26 protein-coding genes are annotated in these 26,275 nt (G+C 45.9%); 2 read left to right on the top strand and 24 right to left on the bottom strand.

Annotated elements, in window-relative coordinates:
- Positions 1-13 precede the first annotated feature (13 nt).
- The 12 genes from ACFI6J_RS00925 to flhA are packed head-to-tail and all read right to left on the bottom strand — an operon-like array spanning position 14 to position 12,378.
- Positions 14-448: a DUF2802 domain-containing protein gene (locus ACFI6J_RS00925; protein WP_014948655.1), complete on the bottom strand. Its 435-nt coding sequence runs from the start codon at positions 446-448 to the stop codon at positions 14-16.
- Positions 449-507: 59 nt separating this feature from the next.
- Positions 508-999 (bottom strand): chemotaxis protein CheW, encoded by a 492-nt coding sequence (locus ACFI6J_RS00920; protein WP_014948654.1) that lies wholly within the window; start codon positions 997-999, stop codon positions 508-510.
- A 17-nt stretch (positions 1,000-1,016) separates the two neighbouring features.
- The gene (locus ACFI6J_RS00915; RefSeq protein ID WP_014948653.1) at positions 1,017-1,823 is read right to left on the bottom strand and encodes a chemotaxis protein CheW; all 807 of its coding nucleotides are present in this window, start codon (positions 1,821-1,823) and stop codon (positions 1,017-1,019) included.
- Positions 1,824-1,830: 7 nt separating this feature from the next.
- Positions 1,831-2,595, bottom strand: a complete 765-nt coding sequence (locus tag ACFI6J_RS00910) for a ParA family protein (protein WP_462585585.1) — start codon at positions 2,593-2,595, stop codon at positions 1,831-1,833.
- 28 nt (positions 2,596-2,623) lie between these two features.
- Complete coding sequence (locus tag ACFI6J_RS00905) at positions 2,624-3,754, bottom strand: protein-glutamate methylesterase/protein-glutamine glutaminase (protein WP_014948651.1); 1,131 nt, start codon at positions 3,752-3,754, stop codon at positions 2,624-2,626.
- 28 nt (positions 3,755-3,782) lie between these two features.
- A complete protein-coding gene (locus tag ACFI6J_RS00900; protein ID WP_462585582.1) occupies positions 3,783-6,017 on the bottom strand; it encodes a chemotaxis protein CheA in 2,235 nt (744 codons plus the stop codon).
- A 12-nt stretch (positions 6,018-6,029) separates the two neighbouring features.
- Positions 6,030-6,785: a protein phosphatase CheZ gene (locus tag ACFI6J_RS00895; protein WP_014948650.1), complete on the bottom strand. Its 756-nt coding sequence runs from the start codon at positions 6,783-6,785 to the stop codon at positions 6,030-6,032.
- Between the two features lie 34 nt (positions 6,786-6,819).
- Positions 6,820-7,203 (bottom strand): chemotaxis response regulator CheY, encoded by a 384-nt coding sequence (gene cheY, locus ACFI6J_RS00890; RefSeq protein ID WP_012517682.1) that lies wholly within the window; start codon positions 7,201-7,203, stop codon positions 6,820-6,822.
- Positions 7,204-7,239: 36 nt separating this feature from the next.
- Positions 7,240-7,971: an RNA polymerase sigma factor FliA gene (locus tag ACFI6J_RS00885; protein ID WP_014948649.1), complete on the bottom strand. Its 732-nt coding sequence runs from the start codon at positions 7,969-7,971 to the stop codon at positions 7,240-7,242.
- A complete protein-coding gene (locus ACFI6J_RS00880; RefSeq protein ID WP_014948648.1) occupies positions 7,968-8,834 on the bottom strand; it encodes a MinD/ParA family protein in 867 nt (288 codons plus the stop codon). Before ACFI6J_RS00880 ends, ACFI6J_RS00885 begins: the two co-directional genes overlap by 4 nt.
- A 5-nt stretch (positions 8,835-8,839) precedes the next feature.
- On the bottom strand, positions 8,840-10,249 hold the full coding sequence (gene flhF / locus ACFI6J_RS00875; RefSeq protein ID WP_061485040.1) for a flagellar biosynthesis protein FlhF: 1,410 nt from the start codon (positions 10,247-10,249) through the stop codon (positions 8,840-8,842).
- Positions 10,250-10,278: 29 nt separating this feature from the next.
- Entirely contained in the window at positions 10,279-12,378 is a 2,100-nt protein-coding gene (gene flhA, locus ACFI6J_RS00870; protein ID WP_039224872.1) for a flagellar biosynthesis protein FlhA, read from the bottom strand.
- A gap of 242 nt (positions 12,379-12,620) precedes the next feature.
- Between flhA and ACFI6J_RS00865 the strand changes: the two genes are divergently transcribed.
- Both ACFI6J_RS00865 and ACFI6J_RS00860 read left to right on the top strand, forming a co-directional pair.
- Positions 12,621-14,228 (top strand): L,D-transpeptidase family protein, encoded by a 1,608-nt coding sequence (locus ACFI6J_RS00865; protein ID WP_014975911.1) that lies wholly within the window; start codon positions 12,621-12,623, stop codon positions 14,226-14,228.
- Positions 14,221-15,195 carry a D-Ala-D-Ala carboxypeptidase family metallohydrolase gene (locus ACFI6J_RS00860; RefSeq protein ID WP_061485038.1) on the top strand — a complete coding sequence of 325 codons (975 nt, stop codon included), beginning with the start codon at positions 14,221-14,223 and terminating at the stop codon, positions 15,193-15,195. The genes ACFI6J_RS00865 and ACFI6J_RS00860 overlap by 8 nt, the downstream gene beginning before the upstream one ends.
- 86 nt (positions 15,196-15,281) lie before the next feature.
- Here the strand turns inward: ACFI6J_RS00860 and flhB are convergent, their stop codons facing one another.
- The 12 genes from flhB to fliH form a co-directional block, all read right to left on the bottom strand.
- Entirely contained in the window at positions 15,282-16,406 is a 1,125-nt protein-coding gene (flhB, locus tag ACFI6J_RS00855) for a flagellar biosynthesis protein FlhB (protein ID WP_069943908.1), read from the bottom strand.
- 6 nt (positions 16,407-16,412) lie between these two features.
- Entirely contained in the window at positions 16,413-17,192 is a 780-nt protein-coding gene (gene fliR / locus ACFI6J_RS00850) for a flagellar biosynthetic protein FliR (protein ID WP_014975908.1), read from the bottom strand.
- A gap of 12 nt (positions 17,193-17,204) precedes the next feature.
- The gene (gene fliQ / locus ACFI6J_RS00845; RefSeq protein WP_012517675.1) at positions 17,205-17,474 is read right to left on the bottom strand and encodes a flagellar biosynthesis protein FliQ; all 270 of its coding nucleotides are present in this window, start codon (positions 17,472-17,474) and stop codon (positions 17,205-17,207) included.
- 8 nt (positions 17,475-17,482) lie between these two features.
- Positions 17,483-18,238: a flagellar type III secretion system pore protein FliP gene (fliP, locus tag ACFI6J_RS00840; RefSeq protein WP_014948641.1), complete on the bottom strand. Its 756-nt coding sequence runs from the start codon at positions 18,236-18,238 to the stop codon at positions 17,483-17,485.
- A complete protein-coding gene (gene fliO, locus ACFI6J_RS00835; protein WP_239299888.1) occupies positions 18,231-18,683 on the bottom strand; it encodes a flagellar biosynthetic protein FliO in 453 nt (150 codons plus the stop codon). Before fliO ends, fliP begins: the two co-directional genes overlap by 8 nt.
- 28 nt (positions 18,684-18,711) lie before the next feature.
- Positions 18,712-19,119 carry a flagellar motor switch protein FliN gene (gene fliN, locus ACFI6J_RS00830; RefSeq protein ID WP_014948639.1) on the bottom strand — a complete coding sequence of 136 codons (408 nt, stop codon included), beginning with the start codon at positions 19,117-19,119 and terminating at the stop codon, positions 18,712-18,714.
- Between the two features lie 17 nt (positions 19,120-19,136).
- Positions 19,137-20,195 carry a flagellar motor switch protein FliM gene (gene fliM / locus ACFI6J_RS00825; protein WP_014948638.1) on the bottom strand — a complete coding sequence of 353 codons (1,059 nt, stop codon included), beginning with the start codon at positions 20,193-20,195 and terminating at the stop codon, positions 19,137-19,139.
- Between the two features lie 27 nt (positions 20,196-20,222).
- On the bottom strand, positions 20,223-20,762 hold the full coding sequence (fliL, locus tag ACFI6J_RS00820; protein WP_014948637.1) for a flagellar basal body-associated protein FliL: 540 nt from the start codon (positions 20,760-20,762) through the stop codon (positions 20,223-20,225).
- Positions 20,763-20,979: 217 nt separating this feature from the next.
- Positions 20,980-23,295 (bottom strand): flagellar hook-length control protein FliK, encoded by a 2,316-nt coding sequence (locus ACFI6J_RS00815; RefSeq protein ID WP_014975906.1) that lies wholly within the window; start codon positions 23,293-23,295, stop codon positions 20,980-20,982.
- Between the two features lie 351 nt (positions 23,296-23,646).
- Positions 23,647-24,093, bottom strand: a complete 447-nt coding sequence (fliJ, locus tag ACFI6J_RS00810; protein WP_014948635.1) for a flagellar export protein FliJ — start codon at positions 24,091-24,093, stop codon at positions 23,647-23,649.
- Positions 24,094-24,165: 72 nt separating this feature from the next.
- Positions 24,166-25,500: a flagellar protein export ATPase FliI gene (gene fliI, locus ACFI6J_RS00805; RefSeq protein WP_014975905.1), complete on the bottom strand. Its 1,335-nt coding sequence runs from the start codon at positions 25,498-25,500 to the stop codon at positions 24,166-24,168.
- Positions 25,493-26,275: a flagellar assembly protein FliH gene (gene fliH, locus ACFI6J_RS00800; RefSeq protein ID WP_014975904.1), complete on the bottom strand. Its 783-nt coding sequence runs from the start codon at positions 26,273-26,275 to the stop codon at positions 25,493-25,495. Before fliH ends, fliI begins: the two co-directional genes overlap by 8 nt.

The following is a 26,275-nucleotide window of genomic DNA, read 5'->3' as shown; positions in this document are numbered from 1 at the left end:
GTGTTCAAAAATACTAATTATTTTGTTTATGCACCATTACCAACATCTCAGCTTCGGCACGAGGAATGTCGCAGGCTTCAATAATTTCATCAATGCTAGCGCCTTGCTTGACTAAGTCCGCCGCACGCTGATATAGGCGTAGGGAAGGATCTTGAAGCTTGAGTTCTCGAAGCTGGTTTTCAATATCAGTTTGCTTTTCGTCTAACTCTTGAAGGTGTCGAGTGATCACCAAGGTGCGTGCTTGCGCCTCAGTTTGTTGATTATTTGCATTTTTAGCAAGGGCTTCAGTGCGGGCAATAGCCTCTGCGTTAGCATGTTCGCTTTCGCTTAATGCAGAACGCAACTGCTTAATGTGTGAATACAGCACACCCATCGCGGCGATGAGTATAACTACAAGAATACACAGTATGAGTTCTAATAAGGTAGGTGCAGCAAGCTGCCAATCCATGGACATAACCCTTGGGGAAATGTAGGCAGTATTATAATCAATACCGCCTATTCATTTATTTAGATGTTGCTAAGCTCATCCCACTCTTCGTCGCTTAACAATTTATTAAGATCTACAAGAATAAGCAGTTCGCCGTCGCGGTTACTTACACCTTGGATAAACTTAGCACTTTCTTCAGTACCTACGTTAGGGGCACTGTCAATCTCTGAAGATTTCAAGTAAACCACCTCAGCGACACTATCCACCAGAATACCAACCACCTGCTCGTCAGACTCAATAATAACGATACGGGTATTGTCAGTAATTTCTGTTGGCGGTAATCCGAAACGAGCACGTGTATCAATAACCGTTACTACGTTACCACGCAGATTGATAATACCAAGTACATAGTCAGGTGCACCGGGTACAGGGGCTATTTCGGTATAACGCAAGACCTCTTGAACTTGCATCACGTTGATACCGTAAGTTTCTTCACCTAAGCGATACGTTACCCATTGAAGGACTTCGTCGTTGCTGTCGGTGGCGTTATTATTTATTCTTTCGTCGCTCATGAACCTGGCTCCCAATACTATGGCGTCTGGTCGTTACTGCCTAAGCCTTTGTTAAGCATAGATATTAATTCTTCAACGTCAATTAACGCGCACATTTTTTCTTTAACCATCCCTGCTAACCAGGGACGCTTACCTGTGGACTCGCGCCATTTAACATCATCGGTAGTCAAATTGACCGTATTGACTAGCTTTTCACTAGCCAGACCCCACGCACTTTCCCCTAACATTATAAGATATCGGTAGTTAAGCGATTGTGCGAGGTTTTCGTCATATTTTTCTGGCATTACCCATTTTGCAGAGTCAACAACACTTAGTTTAGACTCTCTGTGCAACATTACACCCATAAACCAATCAGGTTTTCCAAATAAAGGGCCAATCTTCTCAATTTGGTGGATCCCACCTAGCGACGTCAAAGGCACCGCAAGTGTTAACCCTGCAACCTCAAAGAATAGCGCCTGAAAGCGAAAACCGAGAGTATCCTTTAGTGGAACTTTTGTTTTTTCAGCGCGGTTTAACGCAGCTTCTTGTTCATTTTCTACTAAAGTTTCTGCGTGAGACTGTTGCTGTTCATCTTCAATTGTCTCTGCTTTTTGCGTTTCAATTAACGATGTAACCTTTTCCGCTATCGCTTCTTGTTCATTTGATTGCGGCTCACTTTCATTGGCGGTAGAAGCAAGTGCCGTTTCAGCCATCTGCTGAGAAGCCTGCTCGAGCAATTTTGCCGTGCGCGCAGTCACATCTTCCGGTGCTTCTGGCTCTTTGAGGAGACTATCAAGGTATGCCTCCATCACTTCTTCACGGGCAAAAGGCGATTGCTTGCTCATGTTCTCGTTATTTCTCCAATACCGCTAATAGTTTCTTGTACGCAGACACACCACGTGTTTTGGGGTACGCTGCGGAAATGGGAAGCTGTACTAAACTTGCATCCCTGAAGTGCGTGTCGACGGGAATAACCCCTTCCCACACGCGCTCACCATAGTCATTCATTAAGCGCTTTCGCGATGCAAGCGCCGCGTTAGTGCGCTTATCAAACATAGTTGGAATAATCACAGTATCAAAGGATTTGTCCAACGAACGTCCCATAATTTCCATGGTACGAATCATTCTGTCTAGCCCTTTAAGCGCCAGATACTCCGTTTGGGTAGGCACAATAACCTTGTCACACGCTGCAAGAGCGTTAACCATCAGCACCCCAAGCACTGGAGGGCAATCGATGATAGCAACATCGAATTCCCCTGCGATTTTTGCCAACGCTTTTTTTAGGACTAAGCCCATACCTTGTTCGCTACCCATCGTTCTATCTAAGGTCGCGAGCGCCATTGTTGCAGGAAGCACATATAAGTTGTCTAACTTTGTCGGGCAAAGACAATCCATAACATTATCGGCCGTAATGTCATTAGACTTAATAAAAATATCGTAAACTGAATGACTTGACGCTTCTGCATCGATACCGAAGTAATAACTCAGCGATGCATGTGGATCAGTATCAATCATCAGCACTCGCTTGCCTTGCTGTGCAAGCAAGCCGCCAAGGCTCACCGTAGTGGTAGTCTTTCCTACACCACCTTTCTGATTCGCTACTGTCCACACTTTCATATTTGCTGTTCCATTACTGTTCAAACTGCTATCGCATTTCGGTTTGAACGCAACTGCTCATATCATCAATGTTTATATTTTTACTGGATATATTGGCAACGGCTACAGCTTGAGGCATACCATACACAACACAGGAATCTTGGTCTTGAGCCCAAATCGTTGCGCCTTTTTCCTTGAGCATTCGGCATCCTTCTCTGCCGTCAGCCCCCATACCCGTCAATATAATTCCTAATACATCCCCACCATAAGCTTTAGCCAGAGAACTGAAAGTGAGATCAACACTGGGCTTATAATTCACCTTGTCACTCGCACTTGCATCAACAATGGCAATGCGTTTATTCGCACCTATGGTTTCTAGCAACATTTGCTTCCCACCGGGAGCAAGATACGCATGACCTGGTTTTAGAATGTCGCCGTGCTCGGCTTCTTTTACTCTAATCTTACAGTTTGTGTCTAAACGCTGTGCAAATGCCGTAGTAAATGTTCCAGGCATGTGTTGTACAAGCAAAATGGGGTATGGAAACTCTGCAGGTAAAGGAGACAGCACTTTTTGAAGCGCCACAGGCCCGCCTGTAGAAGCCCCTATTGCCAAACACTTGTAGTGCTTTCCCGTCGCTCTTACAGACGAAACGGTTGGTTGTTTGGCTGCGTCTTTATGCCCTGATAGCAACCCTGATGTTTTAAAGAACGCCTGCTTTGGCGCATTATCAGGAAGCTTTCTTGCCTCTGTAGAGCGAAACGACGGACGCTTAAGACCAATACCACGACGCGCTATTAAGCGTACTTTTGTACACAACAAGCGCGATGCGTCTTTTCTGTCCTGCGCGATATCTTCAAATTTCTTCGGTAAGAAATCGAGCGCGCCCGCTTCTAACGCATCTAATGTCGCTTGCGCACCATGATGCGTAAGCGAAGAAAACATAAGAATAGGTGTAGGCCGTTTGTCCATTATGGCCTTTACAGCTGAAATGCCGTCCATGACAGGCATTTCAACATCCATCGTTATCACATCCGGCTTAAGCGCTTCTGCTTTTTCAAGTGCATCGCGCCCATTTCTCGCTTCCCCAACAACTTCAAGTTCCCTATCGCCATCGAGTATTTCTTTTACTCGACGACGATAAAAAGTCGAGTCGTCCACGACAAGGACTTTAAAGACCATGGATTATTATTCCTGTTAATTCATCGCCTTAATTGATGGGTTTACGCGCATACCGTTTAAGCAGGCTCGGAATATCTAAAATTAGTGCAATTCCACCGTCTGATGTAATCGTGGCTCCCGCCATACCAGGCGTGCCTTGCAATAATGCATCAAGAGGTTTAATAACCACTTCTTCTTGGCCTATTAGCGCGTCTACTACGAATCCTACTTGTTGTGTACCAATTTGCACTACAACAACGTGTCCCTTTTCTCTATCGATGTTTTTGGGACCTCGAATCAACCATTCACCAAGGAAGAACAACGGAATTGCTTTTGAACGAACTATCATTGTTAGCTGGCCATCGACCGTGTTGGTCTTTTTGATGTCCATATTTATTATTTCGTTCACCGCACCTAATGGTAACGCAAAGGTTTGTTTTCCTACAACAATCATTAGCGTCGGAAGAATGGCTAGCGTTAGCGGAACTTTGATATCCAGTCGCGTGCCTTTTCCTAGCTGTGAATCTATGTTCACGGTGCCGTTAAGTTGGTTAATTTTAGTCTTAACCACGTCCATGCCCACACCGCGACCAGAAATATCACTAATTTCTGTTTTGGTTGAGAACCCTGGCGCGAATATCAAGTTAAACGCTTCAACATCCGACATCCGTGCAGCTGCGTCTGCGTCTAGTACACCGCGACTAATAGCAATTTCTTTAAGCTTTTCAGGATCCATTCCTTTACCATCATCTTCGATGGTTAGAAGAATATGATCGCCTTCTTGAGATGCCGATAGCTGAACCGTACCCATGCGCGGTTTACCCGCTGCAGCACGGTCATCAGGCATTTCAATACCATGGTCGACGGAGTTTCTCACCAAATGCACAAGTGGATCGGCCAGTGCTTCAACCAGGTTTTTGTCTAAATCAGTTTCCTCACCCACAAGCTCAAGGGTTATTTCTTTTTTCAAGCTTCTAGCGAGGTCTCGAACAACGCGAGGGAAACGACCAAACACCTTCTTGATAGGTTGCATGCGGGTTTTCATTACCGCACCTTGCAAGTCGCCCGTTACCACATCTAAGTTGGCAATGGCTTTGGACATGCTTTCGTCGTTACTGTTGATACCCAAGCTTATTAGCCTGTTTCTCACTAGTACGAGTTCACCCACCATGTTCATAATTTGGTCAAGGCGCTTGGTATCTACACGTACTGTAGTCTCAGCAGGAGGCGCAGCTGGTGCCGCCTTCTTCTCATCTTTTTTAGGCGCTGCTTTTGGTGCAGCAGGTGCGCTTGCTTTAGCTGGCGCTGCGGCGCTAGGAGCAGGCGTCGATTTTGGCGCAGCTGGCGCTGCTTGTTTCGCTTTTTGAACCGCTTCTGTTGCTGCCTTATCTACAGGAGGCTCTGGCGCCTTTGAAACGGCTCCCTGCTTGGTAGGCCCTTGCCCTGAGCCATGTAGTTGGTCAAGCAGTGCTTCAAATTCGTCATCGGTGATTTCTTCATCACCAGCTGAACTCGGCGTAACTGGTGCTGGAGCTGGTGTATTTGCCGTTGGCGCAGCTTCTTCACCACCAAACTTGCCTTTGCCGTGTAAATCATCAAGCAACGCTTCAAATTCTTCGTCGGTGATATCGTCGTTATCACTAGCGGCAGCAGGTGCAGCAGCCTTTGCAGGTTCGCTTTTAGCCGCTGAGGACTGTCCTGGTGCCCCAGAGCCATGAAGCTCATCAAGCAGCGCTTCAAACTCATCTTCAGTGATTTCGTCAATACCGCCGCTATCACCAGAACTTGGTGCCTGTGCAGTAGGCTCTTCAACAACTAATTCTGGCTCTTCAATCGCGGGCTCAGGTTCTGACGCCGGCGCGCTTTGTTCACCAAAAATATTCTCATCTGGAGATTCCGGGCGACTTAGTTTGTGTAACAAGTCGACTAGGTGTGCATCTGCTGGCTCTAATGGATCCCGAGCTTTCACTCGTTCAAACATTTCAACCACCACATCTGTGGCTTGCAGAATAATATCCATCAGTTCAGGGGTTAGTGTTCGTTGACCGTTACGCATTACGTCAAAGACGTTTTCCGCTCCGTGACAAATTTCTACTAACTCAGTAAGAGACAGGAACCCTGCTCCCCCTTTAACTGTGTGATAACCACGGAAAATTGCATTCAGCAAATCCGCATCTTCAGGATTGTTCTCAAGATCAACGAGCTGTTCTTGTAATTGTTCAAGTATCTCTCCAGCCTCAACTAGAAAGTCCTGTAATATATCCTCGTCAACATCAAACGACATGCGCCCGCTCCCCTAAAAACCTAAGCTAGACAGAAGATCATCTACATCATCTTGGCCTGACACGACGTCGTCGCGCTTATCGGCATCAATGATAGGGCCTTCTGCCTCTACACCATCAACCTTATCGGCCTTAACGCTGGATGGTTTAGTTTGTTCTGCACCGTCGCGTTCACCAAACATGGTAAGCATGTTAACTAAGCTGTCTTCCACTTCTTTAACCAAGTCGATAACGCGGCGAATAACCTGACCAGTTAAGTCTTGATAACCTTGAGCCATCAATACTTCTGTAAGTAACTGTGTAAGTTTAGCTGACTGTGCCGAACCTTCTTCCAACAATTCGTCTAAGTCTGCGCATAAAGCCTTGAATTCACCCAACTCTATTTGGCGATTCATCAGCTTCTTCCACTCAGGCATAACCTTTTCGATGCGCGCCGACAGCATTTCAGCTATAGGCATGCTCGCTTCAACGGCATCCATAGTAGTATTAGCAGCTTTTTCAGTTTCTTCAATTACGTAGGTTAGGCGGGATTGTGCATCGGGAATATCATCGGTCGCGAGATTTTTAATGCGGTCGTCTATTTGGAAATTATTCAGCGCGTCATGGAGCTGACGCGTCAGTTTCCCTACTTCGGCAAATAACTCAACGTTTTCTTTCATTGAGGCCGCTTCTAATAGGGCATTGGCTGAAGCGTTGTCACCCTCTTCAAGGTAGGTGACAAGCTGTTTTGCTTCTTCCAACGAAATTGGAACGTTTACATTCGTTGACATCCAGTAAACCTCATTTCTCTGGTGAGCGTCTGGATCAACCTAAACGTTCGAATATTTTATCTAATTTTTCTTTAAGTGTTGCTGCAGTGAACGGCTTAACAACGTAGCCATTAACACCTGCTTGCGCAGCGGCAACAATTTGCTCTTTCTTCGCTTCAGCAGTAACCATGAGTACTGGTAGGTGCTTGAGCTTGTCATCGGCTCTAATCGCGCGAAGCAAGTCAATACCCTGCATTCCAGGCATGTTCCAATCGGTAACTACGAAATCGAAATCACCTTGCTGCAACATAGGCAATGCAGTACTTCCGTCATCCGCTTCCTGGATGTTGGAAAAACCCAAATCTTTAAGTAGGTTTTTGATGATACGTCTCATGGTAGAAAAATCATCGACCACGAGAATTTTCATGCTTTTGTCCAAAATAGCCTCCAGTGAGGGGTTAATTGTTATTAATTTCTATTCTTCGTCAGCTTGCCACGACTTCATTCGTGATTTGAGTTTTAACATGGCCTGACTGTGAATTTGACTGACTCTCGATTCACTTACATCAAGAACCTCACCAATTTCTCTTAGGTTCAGCTCTTCATCATAATACAGCGAAAGTACAATCGCTTCTCTTTCAGGTAATGTCGTAATTGCATGGGCAAGCGCTTTTTGGAAAGCGCCTTGCATCAAATCTTCCAGTGGTGCGTCGCTACCTCGATTTTGCTCTGTCGAAATAACATCTTCTGACACACCTAAATCTTCAATACCTACCAGCTTTCCGGCATTTACTTCATTAAGCATTTGGTGATAGTCCTGCAAGCTTACATTAAGCTTATCAGCAATATCAGAATCTCTAGCATCGCGGCCTGTTTCGCTTTCTACTTGCGAAATTGCTTCAGTGATCGCTCGACCATTTCGGTGGACTGAACGCGGTGTCCAATCCCCTTTGCGAATTTCATCTAGCATAGCACCGCGAATGCGAATACCGGCAAACGTTTCAAAGCTGGCTCCTTTTGAACCATCAAAGTTTCGCGCGGCTTCTAATAATCCAATCATGCCTGATTGAATTAAATCGTCTACAAGAACACTAGCCGGCAATCGCGCTATCAAGTGATGCGCTATACGCTTAACCAATGGCGCATGTCTTTCGACTAACTGCGCTTTATCGGTTTGTTGTTGATAAGCGGCTGCCTTGCTGTTCAACGCTGACTTCCTACGGCTTTTTCTGCAACTAATTGTTCAATGAAAAACTCTAAATGGCCACCTGGCTGCGCTGGAATAGGCCATGTTAAGGCTTTACTCGCCAACTGTGTTATTGCAACGGCTGCCGGTGAACCTGGGTAAGCATCGACAATGGCTGTTTGTTTACGCACTGCTTTACGAATGTTCTCGTCAAACGGTACTGTCGCCACTAATTCTAGTGCAACATCTAAAAAACGCCCTGTCACTTTGCTCAATTTACTAAATAGCTCTTGGCCTTCTCGCACGTCGCGCACCATATTAGCCACAACTTTGAAGCGGAAAACACCGTGCTCTCTATTCAGAATTTTTATCAATGCATACGCATCTGTCAATGAAGTAGGCTCGTCACACACAACGACCATGATGTCTTGTGAGGCTTTTGAAAAGCTCAACACCATGTCTGAAATACCTGCCGCTGTATCAACGATAAGCACGTCAATTTGCGAGCGCAGCTCACTAAAGGCACGAATTAGGCCAGCGTGTTGCGTTGGCGACAATTCTGCCATCGACTGCGTGCCTGATGTGGCAGGGGCAATCTTTATTCCGTGCGGACCGGTCACTAATACTTCATCAAGTGTACATTCGCCGGAAAGCACGTGGGATAAGTTTTTCTCAACACGCAAACCTAACATAACGTCTACGTTAGCAAGACCGAGGTCCGCATCGAGAACCATTACACGTTTACCTTGCTTCGCCATGGCGATAGCGGTGTTCAATGTAATGTTTGTTTTACCTACGCCACCTTTGCCACCGGTGACGGCGATTACTTTGATTAACCGTGATTGCTTCATTTTTCTTAAGCTACTCGCTTGGTCGTCAATCATACTGCTTATGCTGTTTTAATTGCGTTGTTACCACTAGTATGATTCAAACCGTACTTTTTATAAAGCTTTGCAGCAGCGGAAACCAAAGATTTCGCTTCTGCAATCTTAATGTCTTCAGGTACTTTTTGACCATCGGTGACATAACTAACCGGTAATTGGTATTCAACCGCTGCACTAAGCACCTCTCCTAAAGAGTAGCACTCATCTAACTTTGTGAAAATACAGCCACTTAGTTCAATATCATCATACGCTTGAATGATTCTCTGCAAAGCAGGATATTGCGTATTTGCTTGCGCTACCAAATATTTTTTAACATTTGGCATTTGTCCGTTATCAAACTGCTTAATTTGTTTAATTAATCGACTATCTCTTTGACTAAATCCAGCCGTATCAATCAATACTAGTCGCTTATGACGAAGTTGGAATAATAAATCCGCAAGTTCTTCACTAGTCTGCGCTTTTCTCACCGTGCAGCCAATAATCTTTCCGTATGTCGCTAGCTGCTCATAGGCGGCAATTCTATACGTATCGATGGTAATCATCGCAACCGACTCTGCACCGTATTTTTGCGCATAGCGGGCAGCAAGTTTCGCAACGGTAGTTGTTTTACCGGTACCTGTTGGTCCTACTAATGCAACAGCACCTTGTGCGCTAAGTATATCGTTTCCTGTCACATTTATGCGATTAGCCAATAGGTTAAGAAGATATACCCATGCATCTCGTTCGTTGTAATGTGACGGCGTATAGCTAATAAGCTGTTTCGCTAACGCGTTGCTTAACCCCATATCGGTTAAACGGGTGATTAGATATTGATGAACAGGTTTTTGACGTTTGTTTTTAGCTTCCATCAAGTCGGCCACTTGATATTGCAATACATCGCGAAGAGACGCTAGCTCTTCCTTGATTTGCGCAAGCTCCGCTGACTGCGTCACAGCGGTATCATCCATACTCGACGCTTGATGCTCTGGGAAAGCGTTCTGACGAACTGGTTCATGAGAAGACTGCTGGGCTTCTACGTCGTCAATAAAGGCTTCTGAGAAGTCTAAGTGCGAAGCAATTTCATTGGCGTGCTTAGCATTTGCTGTCATTGGTTGGTTAGGTTGCGCGGGACTCGCTACGCCATTATTTCCACCGTGCTGCTTTTCTAGCAGTGCTTTAAGGCTATCAGGACCGTCGTCACCAATGATTTCGCTCAAGCTAGGCACTGCCTTTTGGCCAGGTGTTTTTGCAGCTGCTTGTGGAGACGCTTTCGGCGTAAACAACTTCGCTTCAGGTTCTTTGTCGTAGGCTGCGACAAGCTCAATACCGTCAGCGACTTTGCGATTTGACATGATCACAGCGTCACTGCCCAATTCAGCTTTAACTTGGCTTAACGCCTCACGCATATCTTTGCCGAAGAAACGTCTAATTTTCATTGCAACCTCTCCAATCACCCAGTGTCAGATTATTGACCGACCGAACTGACTATTTTTATTTGTTTGTCGTCAGGCACTTCTTGGTAAGACAGAACATGAAGCCCAACAACCGAATATTTTAAGAAGCGAGACAGAACGGGTCGTAGCATGCCTGAGGTAAGGAGTACTGCAGGCTCTCCTTCTAACTCTTGCTGCTGACTGGCTTGCTGCAATGATTTTTGCAGCTTGTCTGCCAGACCTGGTTCTATGCCAGCGCCATCTTCGCCACCTGCTTGAAGTGACTGGTGCAACATCTGTTCCAACTCTGGCGCCAAGGTTATGACAGGTATCTCTTTTGCACCTTGAGTAATTTCTTGGACAATTAAACGTTTAAGGGCAATACGCACTGCAGACACTAAAACATCGGGGTCTTGGCTGCGCGTGCCGTACTCACTGAGTGTTTGAACGATTGTACGCATATCGCGAATAGGCACGCCTTCAAACAATAAGGTTTGCAGTACTTTCACGACGGTGCTTAGCGGAAGAATGTCTGGTACTAATCCTTCAACCAGTTTCGGATGCTGCTTGGCAAGCATATCAAGAAGTTGTTGCGCTTCCTCGTGCCCTAATAATTGATATGCATTGTTAGAGAGTAATTGGCTTAAATGGGTCGCTACAACGGTCGCAGCGTCTACTACTGTGTACCCAAGGGTTTGTGCATGCTCCCGTTTATTGGGCTTAATCCATACTGCGTCCAAGCCGAACGCGGGGTCTTTAGTGGCACGCCCTTCTAATTTACCGAACACTTGCCCTGGATTAATAGCAAGTTCTTCATCGTGACTGATGATGGAATCGCCTATCGTTACGCCTAGCATAGCGATGGTGTAAGTGTTGGGCTCTAAATCCAAGTTATCGCGAATGTGGACAGGCGGAATAAGGAAACCCAGTTCTTGCGATAGTTTCTTACGTACGCCTTTAATGCGCGTCAACAACTCGCCACCTTGGGATTTATCGACAAGAGGAATTAAGCGATAGCCCACTTCCAATCCGATGGTATCTACCTGCTGAACATCATCCCAGCCAAGCTCTTTCACTTCAGGCGCAACCGATTCATCTTTTACCACATTGTCTGGCACTTTGGGCTCTGCGGCCTTTCTCTTTTCTTGGACCGACTGCCAGTAAGCAAAGCCTGCAATCAAGAATGAGAACCCTAAGAATGCGATATGAGGCATCCCAGGAATGATACCCATCACAAATAGAACCCCCGAGGCTATATAGAGGGCTTGATTATTACCAAGCTGACCGCGGATTTCTTTGCCCATTTCCTGGGTCTCGTTTTCACGAGTAACGATAATGGCTGTAGCGACCGAAAGTAACAATGAAGGAATTTGCGCCACCAAACCATCACCGATGGTCAATATGGTGTAGATTTCTATAGCGTTACCGAATGAAAGCCCGTGCTGAATCATGCCAATAAAAAGACCACCGACAATATTAATCAGCATGATGAAAAGGCCTGCGACCGCATCACCCTTTACAAATTTTGACGCACCGTCCATCGACCCGTAAAAATCCGCTTCTGCGGTAATCTCTTCACGGCGTTTACGTGCTTGGTCTTGATCTATATACCCTGCATTTAAATCAGCATCTATGGCCATTTGCTTACCGGGCATAGCATCTAACGTAAAGCGAGCGCTTACTTCTGAAATACGTCCTGCGCCTGCGGTTACAACTTTGAAGTTGATAATAAGAAGAATGGCGAAAACAACAATACCTACGGCGTAGTTACCACCAATCACGACCTCACCGAAGGCTTCGATAACTTTACCTGCTGCATCGCCGCCTTCATGTCCGTAAAGTAAAACAACGCGAGTAGAAGCCACGTTAAGCGCTAGTCTCAAAACGGTAGCGATAAGTAACACCAAGGGGAAAATGCCGAAATCTACTGGACGCTGGGTAAGTACAGCCACCAAGATAATGACTAGCGACAACGCAATATTAAAGCTAAACAGCACGTCCAGTAAGAATGGCGGCATAGGCAATATAACCATGCCCATAATTGCCAAAAGGACGATGGGTGCGCCTAAACCACTGGTAAAATTTTGCAGCTGATTTTTATCGAATCGCTGAAGATAACCGGATAACTGCATGGCTTGGTGTCTCTCTATCAGAAAATTGACGCTTTATGTGAATCTTCTAGTGAGTTTTCAACTAACGTGCCAGCTTTGTGTTTTACGCAAAAGTTATCCAAATCTGAGCTGTAATCATGCGTGATTACTGTCTACAGTGACTTGTATAGAGCGATTAAGATTTTGTATCCGAGGGACATACGAACAGTTTATAATTACGTCACTATTCCTAGGGCCTACTCTTCGTTTTAAAAGGATTATTCATGGTAGTACTACAAAATCGTGTTGCAACGTTTTGTTGGGTCAGCCTTGTCATCATGCTGACTTTTAGTCATGTAGCTCATGCATCTAAACAACCTAACTTACGACAGCGTGTGGAGAATTTGCTAGTTGATTCAGTGGAGATATACGGTTCACAAAATAGTAACCCATCTCGTGTGCACAATAGAGTTTTGGTAAGCGAGGTCTACACTCAACAGGGCTATCAGCTTATATGGTTTGGTACTAGTGATGCTGAAAACCGTCTTCAGGAACTCCTCCATGAAATTGCTGATTCAGAGTTACATGGCTTCTCGCCCGAGTATTACCACGCATCAATGCTCGAAAGTCGCGACGCCAATACGGCACTCTTAGATGTACTAGCAACCGATGCCTTTATCAGTCAAACTCTGCATCGATTAAATGGGCTTGTTAGCCCCGCCAATGCAGATTCGCAGTGGTTCCTTAAGCAAAGAGAAGCGGATCCTGTGGCATCGCTAAATCACGCATTAACTAACGGTGTTTCTGCAACATTGCGGGCCATGTGGCCATCACACCATGAATACCAGTTACTGTTAGAAAAAAAGCGTAGTTTACTCACGGCAGTTTCTACAGTTACCACACAAATTCCAGTTGGCCCAACACTTAAGCTGAACTCAACGAGCGAAAGAGTTGTGTTGCTGAAGTCTCGTCTTTTAGGGCCAGGCACCTATTCAGAGTTATTCGATAAAGATTTACTGGACGCGGTTAAGCAGTTTCAAATGTCTGCGGGCTTAGAGCCAGATGGTATCGTGGGAAGTTCCACTTTAGAAGCATTAAATGCCACCACGTTTTCTTGGTTAGAAAGAATTGATGCAAACTTAGAGCGTTGGCGCTGGCTCCCTCATCAAACTTGGTCAACATATTTACGCGTTAACATTGCTTCGTTTCAGTTGAGAGGATTTACTGAAGGTGAGGAAACATTGGGAATGCCTGTGATTGTCGGTACACCAGTGAGGCAAACGCCCGTTTTCGCTGAATCAATGAAGTATATGGTGTTTAACCCCTACTGGACCGTGCCTTTCAGTATAGCCACTAAAGACAAGCTGGCGAAATTAAAAACCAATCCTTCTTTATTGGTTGAGCAAGGTTACGAAGCCCAGCCCGCCGGTGTCAGCGGCTTCAGCCCTGTCGATGAGTTTGATTGGACAAATGTTAGCCGTGGTACATTTCACTATACACTCAGACAAAAGCCCGGTCCGCACAATGCCCTTGGTAAAGTGAAATTCATGCTTCCAAATAAGCATGCCATTTATCTTCACGACACGCCCGATCACAGCCTTTTTTCGAAATTAGAAAGGAACTTCAGCTCTGGCTGCATCAGAGTCTCTAACCCTTTGAAGCTGTCTCAATGGGTACTCACTCATTCAGGCCAGACAGAGGCAATACCGCAAGCTGAGCAATTACTTCAAAGTGAAGAGACCAGTACACTATATTTGAAGAAACCTATACCTGTTCTTATTGTGTACTTCACAGCGTTTGCAGATGAAGCAGGAACCATTGTATTTCGCCGCGATGCATACAATCGGGACAGCCATATTATTGAGAAATTGAAGGAGTTTAAACGTGCGTAAGTGTTTGTTAGTGCTGATTGCTCTTTTAACTGTAGTGCGCGCCAGTGATGCGTTCTCCTTTGACAATGACATGCTCAACTCTAAGCTTGCTATTAATGGAAATACGGTCCCCTACCCTATTTTCTCTATTTTCGTAATGCCGAATAAAACGTTCACTGTTGAGTTTGACAACAAAAGCCATACTGGGAACTTTCAATTTCACCATGCGAACGGTGAGGCACTAAAGACGAGTTCGAACCTTCCAATAGTTAGCGGGGTTGTGGGGAAAGCGCCAATAATGGCACCTAAGAAATCAGGGCACTATGTACTTAAAACCACCAACGCGCAGTCAGGAGAAACTGCGACGCTCAACGTCTTTGTGATGACATCTTTGGAAAAGGTAGACAAAACAGGTAAGTTAAACGGCTACACAATTGGTAAATATCCTGATAAGCCTTTAAAAAACAATCCCATTTATTTACCCCCATCAGGACTTATTGAAGTATCGCCAGAACAAACGGACGTAAGGTTGTCGCCCAATTTCACCCTAGGTCAATTTCTATCCAAGCAGCAACAAGGATTTCCCAAATATGTACATTTGCGAGCAGGCCTTTTGTTGAAACTGGAAAAAATACTGCACACCTTAAATGACGAAGGGCATGCTGTTGAAGGCTTAACCATAATGAGTGGATATCGCACTCCGTTCTACAACAAAGCTATTGGCAATGTTCAGTACAGCCGTCACGTTTGGGGTGGCGCAGCGGATTTCTATATCGATCAGTCACCGAAAGATGGGGTGATGGATGACCTCAATAAAGACGGTGTGGTAAACCGCGAAGATGCGGTATGGCTAGCCAACTTTATCTCAAATATGTCTAAACAAGGCGCTTTCGGCCCAAGAATCGGTGGGCTTGGTATTTACGGTGCTAATGCGGCGCACGGGCCTTTCGTTCATGTTGATGTGAGAGGAACCTTAGCTCGCTGGTAACGCTGCATTTTACGTAAACGTTAGGCAGTACCGAATGAAACTGCCCACTTTATTTACGCTAAAACTTTTCGATGTTTACTGCGCAATTAACGTCGATATTCTGGTGGTATTGGCAAATCTCGTTTAAGCGGCTTAGGTCGCTTGCCCTTCCCTGCTCTATGCGCTTTCAACTGATAAACGTGCGCTAGCACCTGCGCTACCGCCATAAATAAGGCGTTAGGAATTTCATCGTCCACTTCTGTGGAGTAGAAAATGGCGCGGGCAAGCATGGGAGAAGGGATCAGCGGCACATCGTTGGCGGTAGCAATTTTTCTGATGTGCATCGCCAGCTCATCAGCACCTTTAGCGACCACAACCGGCGCCCTCACTCCCTTCTCATCATACTTGATAGCAACCGAGAAATGGGTCGGGTTAGTCACCACTACGTCTGCTTGTGGCACTTCCTGCATCATGCGCTTGGTTGCAGCCTGATATTGCAGACGGCGAATTCGGCCTTTAACCATAGGGTCGCCTTCCGCATTTTTCCGTTCGTCTTTAACCTCTTGCTTGGTCATCTTCATTTCTTTGTTGTGCTTATACATTTGATAAGGCACATCAATGAGCGCGATAGGGATCATGCCGCACACCAGAATAAGAAACGCCCACTTAAGCATGTCGAGTGCGTGAAAGAAGTTTCCCGGATAAAGCTCCATATCAAGGTGGAGCGCTTCATCTTCAAAGAACAGTAACGCTCCGATGGCCATGCCAATTATGACCACCACTTTCGCTATAGACTTGAGTAACTCAACCAAGCCGTTCATGCCGAACATACGCTTGAAGCCTTGAATAGGGCTCATTTTTGAACCCTTAGGTTTTGCACCTTCCCAGGTAAAGTTAAAACCGCCAAGGGCGATAGAGCCATAAATGCCCGCTATCATTGCCACAACCATGTATAGCAGCACGGCAGGACCTACTGCCGAAAAGGCTTCACCCCATGCGCCAAACATGTGGGTGATATCATAGGTTTCGTCACGAGAGAGAATGAACATTCTCTGAGTAAGTTTAAAAACAGATTCAGCAATCCACCCGCCCACAAACAAGAACATAAAAGCACTGACGATAAGTACTAGGGTCGTAGAGAGTTCACGGGATCGGGCTAGCTGCCCTTTTTTTCGGGCATCTTCGAGTTTTTTCCCCGTGGGGTCTTCTGTTTTTTCGCTTGAATCTGCCATGTTTTCCTACGAACAAATATTCAATAGTTCACACATAAACTGTTCGGCTCTAAACCATTGGGTTTCGAAGTGTGCAGTAAAGTTATCAAGTGTTATCCAAATAATCAGTAATCCCATTACCTGAGCAATGGAAAAACCAATACTAAAAATGTTTAGCTGTGGTGCAGCTTTGGTCATTACGCCAAACGCCAAGTTCACGATAAGCAGCGAGACGATTGGCGCAAGGGAGAGGGTCACTGCCGATATAAACATCCAGCCGGCCCAATGGGCAATATCGCGGAACTGTTCACCGGTCCACCATGCTTCGCCTATGGGAAACGCCTCAAAGCTCATGACTATCATTTGGATCATGGACAAATGCCCATCCAAAGTCCAAAACAACAAAGTCGCCAATATCAGATAAAACTGACCTACCGCTGGCACGTTAATACCATTGACTGGGTCAACAATAGACGCAAAGCCCAAACCGGTTTGCATTGCTATAACTTGGCCAGCAAGCACAAAGGTATTGAGCACCATCATTGATATAAAACCAATAGCAATGCCAATAAGTAATTGCTGAATAACGATTAAAAATGTGCCCACATCCACCAAATTTTCTATGGGTGACGGAGGCACTACCGGCATGATAATGAGTGTGAGCATTATACCCAACAAGGCTCTTACCTGCGGTGGAATGGATTTAGCACTCAAGCCAATCATGGCCACGAATAAGCCGCTAATGCGCATAAACGGCAGCAGCATGTCTGCTAGGAATTGATTGATGGTCGCGAGTTCGACTTCCACAGCTTTAGCCTTCTATCCCACAACCTGCGGGATCATATCAACCATTCTGAAAGTAAAGTCCATAAGCTGTTGCACTAGCCAGTTGCCTCCCCAGCTAAGCGCGAGAAGCGTAACAAGTAAACGAGGTAAGAAGCTCATGGTTTGCTCGTTGATACTGGTCGCCGCCTGAAAAACAGCGACAACTAGGCCTACGATCAAGCTTGGAACAATCACCGCAGATACCAACACGATAACCATGAACATGGCTTCTCGCAGTATTTCTACAAAGACTTCTGGTGACATAAGCCCTCCTAGACGCCCATACCGAAGCTGGTCGCCAACGTGCCAAAAATCAAGTTCCAACCATCAACTAACACGAACAACATGAGTTTAAACGGCAAGGATACAATCATAGGTGAAAGCATCATCATCCCCATAGCCATCAATATAGACGCTACTACCAAGTCAATAATAAGAAAGGGAATAAATAGCATAAAACCAATTTGAAACGCGGTTTTAAGTTCACTGGTTACAAATGCGGGAATAAGGATGGTTAGCGGTACTTCATTGGTATCAGCGTATTTTCCTTCGTCTCCGGCTATTCGTACAAACGTTTCTAAGTCTTTTACCCGTGTTTGAGAAAGCATAAACGCACGCATTGGGCCTTTGGCTTGCTCAAGAGCGTCTAAACTGGTGAGCTGCTCGTTAAGGTAAGGCTGTAAAGCTCGCTCGTTCACCTCTTCGAATACCGGCGCCATAATAAACATGGATAAAAACAAACTAACGCCAATGAGTATCTGGTTTGACGGTGATTGTTGTAAGCCAATCGCCTGACGCAAAATAGACAACACCACAATAATACGCGTGAAAGAGGTCATCATCATGATAAACGCAGGAATAAGGCTTAGCGCTGTCATGATAAACAGCGCTTGAAGCGTCATGGTGTAGTCTTGAGAACCATCTTGATTGGTTGTAACCGTGACTGCAGAAATCCCTTGTTGAGCATAGGCGGGCTCAACGAGAAGTAATAAGGGCAGTATTAAAAGTAGCCAGGCAAACTTACGCATCTCTCGACTCTTCCTTTGTTTTATTCTTTTCTATATTCGGGTTGAGCTTTTCCGCCATGGCAGCAACAAGTTTTTGTTTAAACGCATCGGCACCATTTTGTTGCTCGCCTGTGGTTTTGTTCACACCTTTCACAGGCACATCGAGATTCTTATCTAATTTGCTTAAATGAGAGATGTTGTGACTGGTTACACCAATGAGGTGCTGCTCTTCACCTACCTGAATCACCATAATTTTTTCTTTTGTGCCAACAACCATGCTGGCCGCGACTTTAATTTGATTTCCACCCATCGCAGTGACATTAAATCGACGCATCACATAAGCCAGGGCGAAAATGACGCCAACGACGACGAGCAAGGATAGGAAAATTGACAGTACCGACGTGGGATTGGTAATTGACTGGGTCGACTGCGCGACGGCTATCTGGCTAAATAAAAGGGGCAGCATTGCGCAACCCCTTATTTTATAAGAAGTTTTATCTGAGCTTCTTGATTCTCTCAATTTGACTAATAACATCCGTTAATCGAATACCGAATTTGTCGTTGACCACTACTACTTCTCCATGAGCAATCAACGTGCCATTAACTAATACATCTAGTGGCTCACCGGCAACACGATCCAGCTCCACCACAGAACCCTGGTTCAACTGTAGCAGATTTCGGATACTTATTTGACTACGACCGACTTCCATCGAAATAGTCACAGGAATATCTAAAATAGTATCTAGCTTTTTCTTTTCTTCTTGCGTAATCGGCGCGTCGTCAGTTAATTCGTCAAGTTCAGCAACTTGTACGTCTTCGTTATCGCCAGCCTCTTGTTCCGCTTCAGATTCGGCTTGTTCGGCCATTGCCGCTGCCCAATCGTCCATACCGTCTTCACTCATGGGAACTCCCCTCTACCTTACAGGTCTTCTTCGAGTACTTGCAGTTCTGCGTCATTATCAATAATGCGCCCACCGCGGGTTAATAACTGTAGCTCAGACTTCACTGAAGTCGGTCTTGCAATCTTCTCTACAATTTTCAGTGCCAAATTGTCGCGACTGCGACCTAATTTAGCCCTGAATGTGGGTAAATCTTCAATTAATACTGTGATGGTTTCTGGCATCTCCACAGGGATGATATCGCCAGGTTTAAACTCCATCACATCGCGAAGCGGTACATCAACGTCTAGCATATGCGTAGTTAACGCCACCTTAACGTCCATGATTTCATCGCGAAGGGCCTTACTCCAACGTAAGTCTGTATCTTCTTTATCGCTTTGAACACCTGCATCAAGCAATTCGCGAATGGGCTCTAACATTGAGTATGGCAAGGACACGTGGAAGTCGCCACCGCCGCCATCTAGTTCGATATGGAACGAGCTGATGACCACCACCTCGGTCGGGCTCACAATGTTCGCCATCGCAGGGTTTACTTCTGAGTCCAAATATTCAAACGACACATCCATGACCGGTGCCCAGGCTTCTTTATAATCTTCAAAGATTATTTTAAGCAGCATCTGGATAATACGGCGCTCCGTTGGCGTAAACTCCCGGCCTTCAATTTTCGCATGATAGCGACCATCACCACCAAAGAAGTTGTCTACCAGAATAAATACCAAGCGGGCTTCCATGGTGATAAGCCCCGTACCTTTAAGTGGACGGAAACGCACCATGTTCAAACTCGTTGGAACGAATAACGTATGAATATATTCGCCAAACTTGATCATCTGAATACCGTTAATCGATACTTCAGCTGAACGTCGCATCATGTTGAACAAACTCACACGCATGTGACGTGCGAAACGTTCATTAACTATTTCAAGCGTAGGCATACGCCCACGCACTATTCTGTCTTGCGAGGAGAAGTCGTACTCGAGCGTAGAAGCATCAGAGTCGCTGCCGCCGACCTCTTCTTCTTCTACATCATCTACCCCGTGTAATAGGGCATCGATTTCATCTTGAGATAATAAATCACTCACCGTCTTCTACCTTACTTAGTCAATGCATTACTGCATGACAAACCCAGTGAACAATACGCGCTCAACTACATCGCTGCCCGTAATGTCCTTTAATGCTTTTTGTACTTCAGTTACTGCCTGCTCGCGAAGCTCAATTTTACCGGCTTCGGTAACCAGATCGTCTGCGTTTGAAGTACTAAAAGCCTGTAGTAATGTCCCTTCAATTAGCGGTATATGCGTCTTCGCCAGCTCTTCATTGTCAGAACCGCGCACAAGCAACTGCACTTTTATCTGAACCAACCTGTCTCTTCCTGCGCCCGGCACGTTAAAAACAAATGGTCGCGGCATCGCTACGTAAAGCGCAGTGCCCATTTCAGCTTTCCCTGCTGCTGATGCTGGTGCGCTCGCAGCCGCTGCGGCGGCATCAGTCTCTGCAAGCTGTTCGGCTGCTGGCTCATCACCGCCTGCAAACAATAAGAAATAGGCAGCTGCACCGCCTCCTAAAAGAACCACAGCGATAATGATGATCAACATCATTTTGCCTTTCTTTTTACCGCCTTCTTCTACTTGTAATTCTTCTTCAGCCATGTGTAACTCGTCAGTAATGCTCGGAAAAAACGTATTATCAAGGTTCCGTCAAAAATGGCAATGCCATAATTTGAGGAAAACAATATGTGTACGGGTAATTTTTTGCGTCTTCACGCTTCCTAATACCACCTACTGCTCACTCCTTTCATTCAAAACATAGCAGCGTTTACGTATTCTCTCTATGCGACCTATTGGTAATAATTCATACGGGATGTGGTTAAGCGTAAAAGTCTATGCCGCCCTTGTCCGCGCGCGAAATCGACTGCTCAATAACCCGCATGCCATCCGTGTCGTCTACACCGTCATTTTCTCCACGATCCCCAGCTCCCTGACCTTGGTGACTGTTTCCTGCAAGTTGCTGGCCATTTTCTTGACCAGAAGAATTATCTTTCCTAACTTGGGCGTCGCCTAACTCAATACCTTGTTCTGAGAGCATATCCCTTAGCTTAGGCATAGCATCGGCCAACGCATCTTTAGCTTGCTGTGATTGCACAACAAAGCTCACGCTTGCAGCGTCACCCGCCACATTTACTCTCACCTGCATACTGCCAAGCTCGGGAGGATCTAAGCGAATTTCAGCCATGGTATTTCGCGCATTAACCATCCAGCGAATTTTCTCACTAAGCTGCTGCTGGCCGTCGCTCTTATGAATATTGACCGCTTTATCAAAACCTTCAAACTGCTGCTGAGTTTTTGACGCTTCAGCGCGAAGCTGAGAGTTTTCCTGCATAACCGATTCAGTTGGATTGACCAATCCAGCAATAGCGTGTTGAGCACTTGCTTGAGTTTGCGTCATCAAATTTAAGAATTGACTGGCTTGACCGTCTACACGCGCTGTCATTGAAGCAACCACATCAGCACTTACCGCAGCATCTTTTGCGGCATCGGCTACAATAGTTGATAAATCAATGCCAGGCTCTCTACCTTGCTGGACTTGTTGCTGAAACTCGTTAATGCCAGCGATAATGTTAGCCTTCACCGCTTGTTGCTGTGCACCACCAGGCAGAGCCGCGACTACACGCTCTGCAAACGCTTCTGTTGCCTTTTGCGCGCTTTGTGGCGATAGCTCACTTATCGCTGAAAGCAGGTCGCTTGAAATTTCTGTAGCACCAAAAGAATCAACTACCTTGGTTTGCTCACCGCTGTTTTCAACGTTTAACAGCCCCTCAGATGATGCTGATTTAGCGTCGTTTGATGCTGCTGCATTAATCGCCACGCTGCCGGCAACAGCTGTCTCTGAAGTTAACTCGGCCAATAACTCTTGAGCCTCAGCGAGATTGTCATCAAGAGATTTGGCCTGAATATTGTTAAGTTCATCTGCTAGTAGACTTAGTACGAGCGATTCATCGGCCGATTTTTTACCGCTTTCAGATAGCCCATTTAACGTTTCTAACATACCGCTTAATGCATTTGCGGCTTCAGTGTCTGACGCTAGACCTTGTTCGGGATTTTCTGTGTGCTCAGTCTGCATGAGCTTGGCAATTAATGCTGAAAGCTCATTGTCATTTTTTACTTTTTTATCTGAATTAGTATTGATATCGGTTTGCGCATTTGAAGACGCATTGTTCGTTTCACTATCACTTCCACTCTGTTGATTGTTAGCGTTGCCACCAATAAGAAGTGAAGTTAGTGCAGTGAGTGTTTGTTGTGCTTCAGACGACAGGGATTCGATGGCTAATTCACCATCATTGTTACTATTAAGTTGCGACAAAAGATGAGCCATGACCGATGGCATATCGCTCGCATCCACATCCTCCGGAAGCTTCCAAAGTTTTCCGCTTTCTTTTATAGATACGACGTTAACTGCCTCGCCTGCAGCTTCAGAGATACCCTTATCTTCTGTGGTACCTGATTCACCTGAAGATTCATCACTTTTTCCAAAACGATTGGCTACCGTCTCAACGTAGGCAATCCAGTCTGGCTCGCCGTCGTCTTTGCTTGGCTTTCCATCTGGCGTGCCAGGTGAGGTAATAACGCCAGCCTCGGCATCTTTCCTGCCGCCTTCTCCAATGACATACTGGGCGTCGGTCACGTTTTTTTGTTCAACGGCGCCTTCAGCGTCGTCAATAACGAGATTGGTATTTTCACCGTCAGTTGAAGGCTGCGTTGTCGTTGCTGAACCTTGCGCAACCTCGTGTGCACCAAGCGTTGCATTTTCTTCTTGATTTGCATTATGAGAGTCAGCTTCAGACTCAGCTGGAATATCTGTCACTTCGTCACGAACAGGTAAATCCGTATGTCCCGCATCGCGGTCTTTACCATTTTTGATCGTGTCACTGGAGACTGAAGATTGGGGAGCCGCTCTGTCCGAACGGTTTGCTGCTCGAGATTGAGCAACCTGATCTTCTTTTTCGTTTAAAACAAAATCTGACTTGGTCGTTTTCGCGTCTTGATAAAGTCGGTTAAATGCTTGGTTATTTTCATTGTTCGCTTGTTGCTGAGTTCCGATACCCGTTCCAACGGCTTTCGCCGTACCAGAAGCAGAGAATGGTAATGCGGCAATGTCTGTTTTACGTGCGGCAACTTGTTGCATATTGTCCTACCGTCCTACATTTAAATCGTCTTTCACCAAGAAGACGTATCGTGATGCGAATGATTCACTTGGCGTTTTATTACAAAAAACTTGATGCCATTTCATCGCAAACCCACCAACGCTTACTTTAATTACAATCACTTAGCATTACTTAGTCAGCATGTATCGCTATGATTTTTCGCTACGGCCCTTAGTCGCCCTCGCTGAATTTCAAACGCTATACTGTGTGATGAAACTCAAAGAAACGATGATTTACCGTAGTAGCGATTGCAAAGTAATTACGTCGCGCTAGTACATTATGAAATGGTTTTTGCAAGGGTTGAGCCAAAGTGGCAGAGGCTCGACTAATTATCAGAAAGGCGAGCGCTTAGCTCTGAAAAATCGTTGGGTAGCGAACTCATCCATCATGGCCTGCTCAGCTCTGGCTTCTTTTTTCTGCTCTGCCAACTTTTTCTTATCTAGCAACAAGGTAACAGCTTTCACTTTTTGTTGTTGCTTTAGCCAAAGTTGCTTTCGCTGATCCGCCGCCATTTGTGCACGAGCAATCACTTGCATCTGTTGTTCGCATGCTTTATCCAGTTTTCCAACGAAGGATAAATGCTGCTGATAATAGGTGGCGGTAACACCTGCTTGACCGGTTTGTTGAATACCTTTTATGTAGTCAATGCGGTACTGCTCAAGACTGGTTAGCTTTTGCTTTTGCTGATTAACGTTCTGTTGGGCCTGTTTGTAGTATCGGGCTTCTCGCTGCTCTTTTTCGCGCTCGAATTCGGCTAAACGTTCTAGTTGTTTAGACATTATGCGATACCTTTTGGAAAGTTGATGACTTCTGGATCACAGGCAAGCTAACTTGCATTGCAGCGCTATACATTAGCCTTGCCCCAGCCCTTTAGCTAGTGCAGCCATGCCTTCTAAGCTCTCGTCATACGGTATGACTTGTTTCATCCCTTGCTGCAATAAAGCGTTGATTGCAGGCTCTGCGCGAATTGCCAGATCAATACGCGGGTCTGATCCTTTCGCATAAGCGCCAATAGAAATGAGGTCTTGGTTTTGTTTGTAGTTTGAATAAACTTGTCGAATACGACGCGCCATCAATTGATGTTCTTCGCTCACGACCATAGGCATTACACGGCTTATTGACGCCTCAATATCAATAGCAGGGTAATGACCGCTATCGGCAAGGGTTCGCGACAACACTACGTGACCATCCAAAATTGCGCGAGCGGCGTCGGCAATGGGGTCTTGCAAATCGTCACCTTCGGTTAGCACCGTATAAAAAGCCGTTATAGAGCCCTGTCGTTCGCTGCCGTTACCTGCACGTTCTACTAGTGCGGGCAGCCGAGCAAACACCGAAGGCGGATAACCTTTTGTGGCCGGTGGCTCACCCACAGCCAACGCAATCTCGCGCTGCGCCATGGCATAGCGTGTTAAAGAATCAATCAGCAGCAGTACTTTCATGCCTTTATCACGAAAATATTCAGCGATAGTTACCGCCGTCTCACAGCCCTTTAAACGCATAAGCGGTGAAGTATCGGCTGGCGCTGCCACTACAACCGCCCGTTGGCGTTCTTCTTCTGTCAGTATTTCGTGGATAAACTCTTTTACTTCTCGGCCACGCTCACCTACAAGCCCAACCACGACCACATCGGCTTCACAGCCTCGGGTCATCATGCCAAGTAGCACACTTTTACCCACGCCACTTCCTGCAAAAAGCCCCATACGCTGACCAACGCCAACCGTATTTAACGCATTGATGGCACGTACGCCAACATCCATAGGGGTGTTGATTGGACGGCGAATGAGCGGGTTCATAGGAGGACGCGTGGTGGGAGCTCGCGCGTCGGCATTAATTTCACCCAGTCCGTCAAGGGGCTGACCGTTGCCATCGACCACACGACCCAACAGTCCCATACCTACCGGCAAACCGCTTTGCCGGTTTAACGGCATAACGCGACTCCCTGGCACAATACCGCGAACCGCTTCAGTGGGCATCAAATAGGTAATATCATCACCAAAGCCAACTACTTCAGCTTCTATTTCGCCTTCAATGGTTTGCACTAAACATTGACTGCCCACCGGCAGCTGGCAACCTACAGCTTCAAGGGTAAGCCCTATGCCCCGAACTAATTTTCCCGCTGCAACAACGGGTGGCGATGTCACTTGTTTAGTAAGTGATTCAAAATGGGCATGCCAAGGGCTAGTCATTAGATAAACCTTGGTTTAAAAGAAACTTATCGATAACGTCGCGGCATCGACGCTCAATCGACACATCTACGGCATTTTGCACAGTGGTAATGTCACAGCCACCGCGTTCCATTGCTGTTGCTTCAACCAAATTCCAGCCTTTTTTGGTAATTTCCTCTTCACCAAAATGCTCTTTTACCAATTCAATATCTTCAGGATTCATATGAATTTGATAGTCAGCTTGATTAATTGGTAGCGCCTTAATACCTTCGCTTAACGCCTGCATTATAACCTGTTGGTTAGTACTTACCTCTGTTTTAATAACTGCTTTTGCAAGAGTAACGGCGAGTTTTACCAATTGATCTCGGGTTTCATCGTTGGCTTGCGAGAGTGGGTCGTGAAATTTTTCAGCAAGCATTTGCCACACTTCGGCTTGTGCCGTCATTTGCTGGCGGCCTTCTTCAAGCCCTTGTTCAAGTCCTTCGGTGTGACCTTGCTCTTTACCTTCCGCTAAACCTGCTTCAAGGCCTTGCGCTTTTCCTTCTTCAAAACCTTTTTCTTTACCTTCCTGATAACCTTCATCATAAGCAGCCTGACGTATAGCTTCTATTTCTTCAGCGGTAGGCGGCTTAATCTCTTCCTCAACTTCAGGCGGTTCATACTTCCAGTCCGAACGTTTGTTTAACGCGTTGGTCGGCTCGTTTTCTCGGGGTGCAGTGGGGTCATCAACGAAAGGTAGGTCCCATTTTTTAGCTTCATTTACTTCGTTTTCGCTGAAACTTTTTTTGGCAGTCAT

It is taken from the genome of Alteromonas sp. G4i13 (assembly GCF_054960505.1).
Note: the sequence above shows the minus strand (reverse complement) of the source record. Positions and strands in the feature narration are given on the sequence as shown.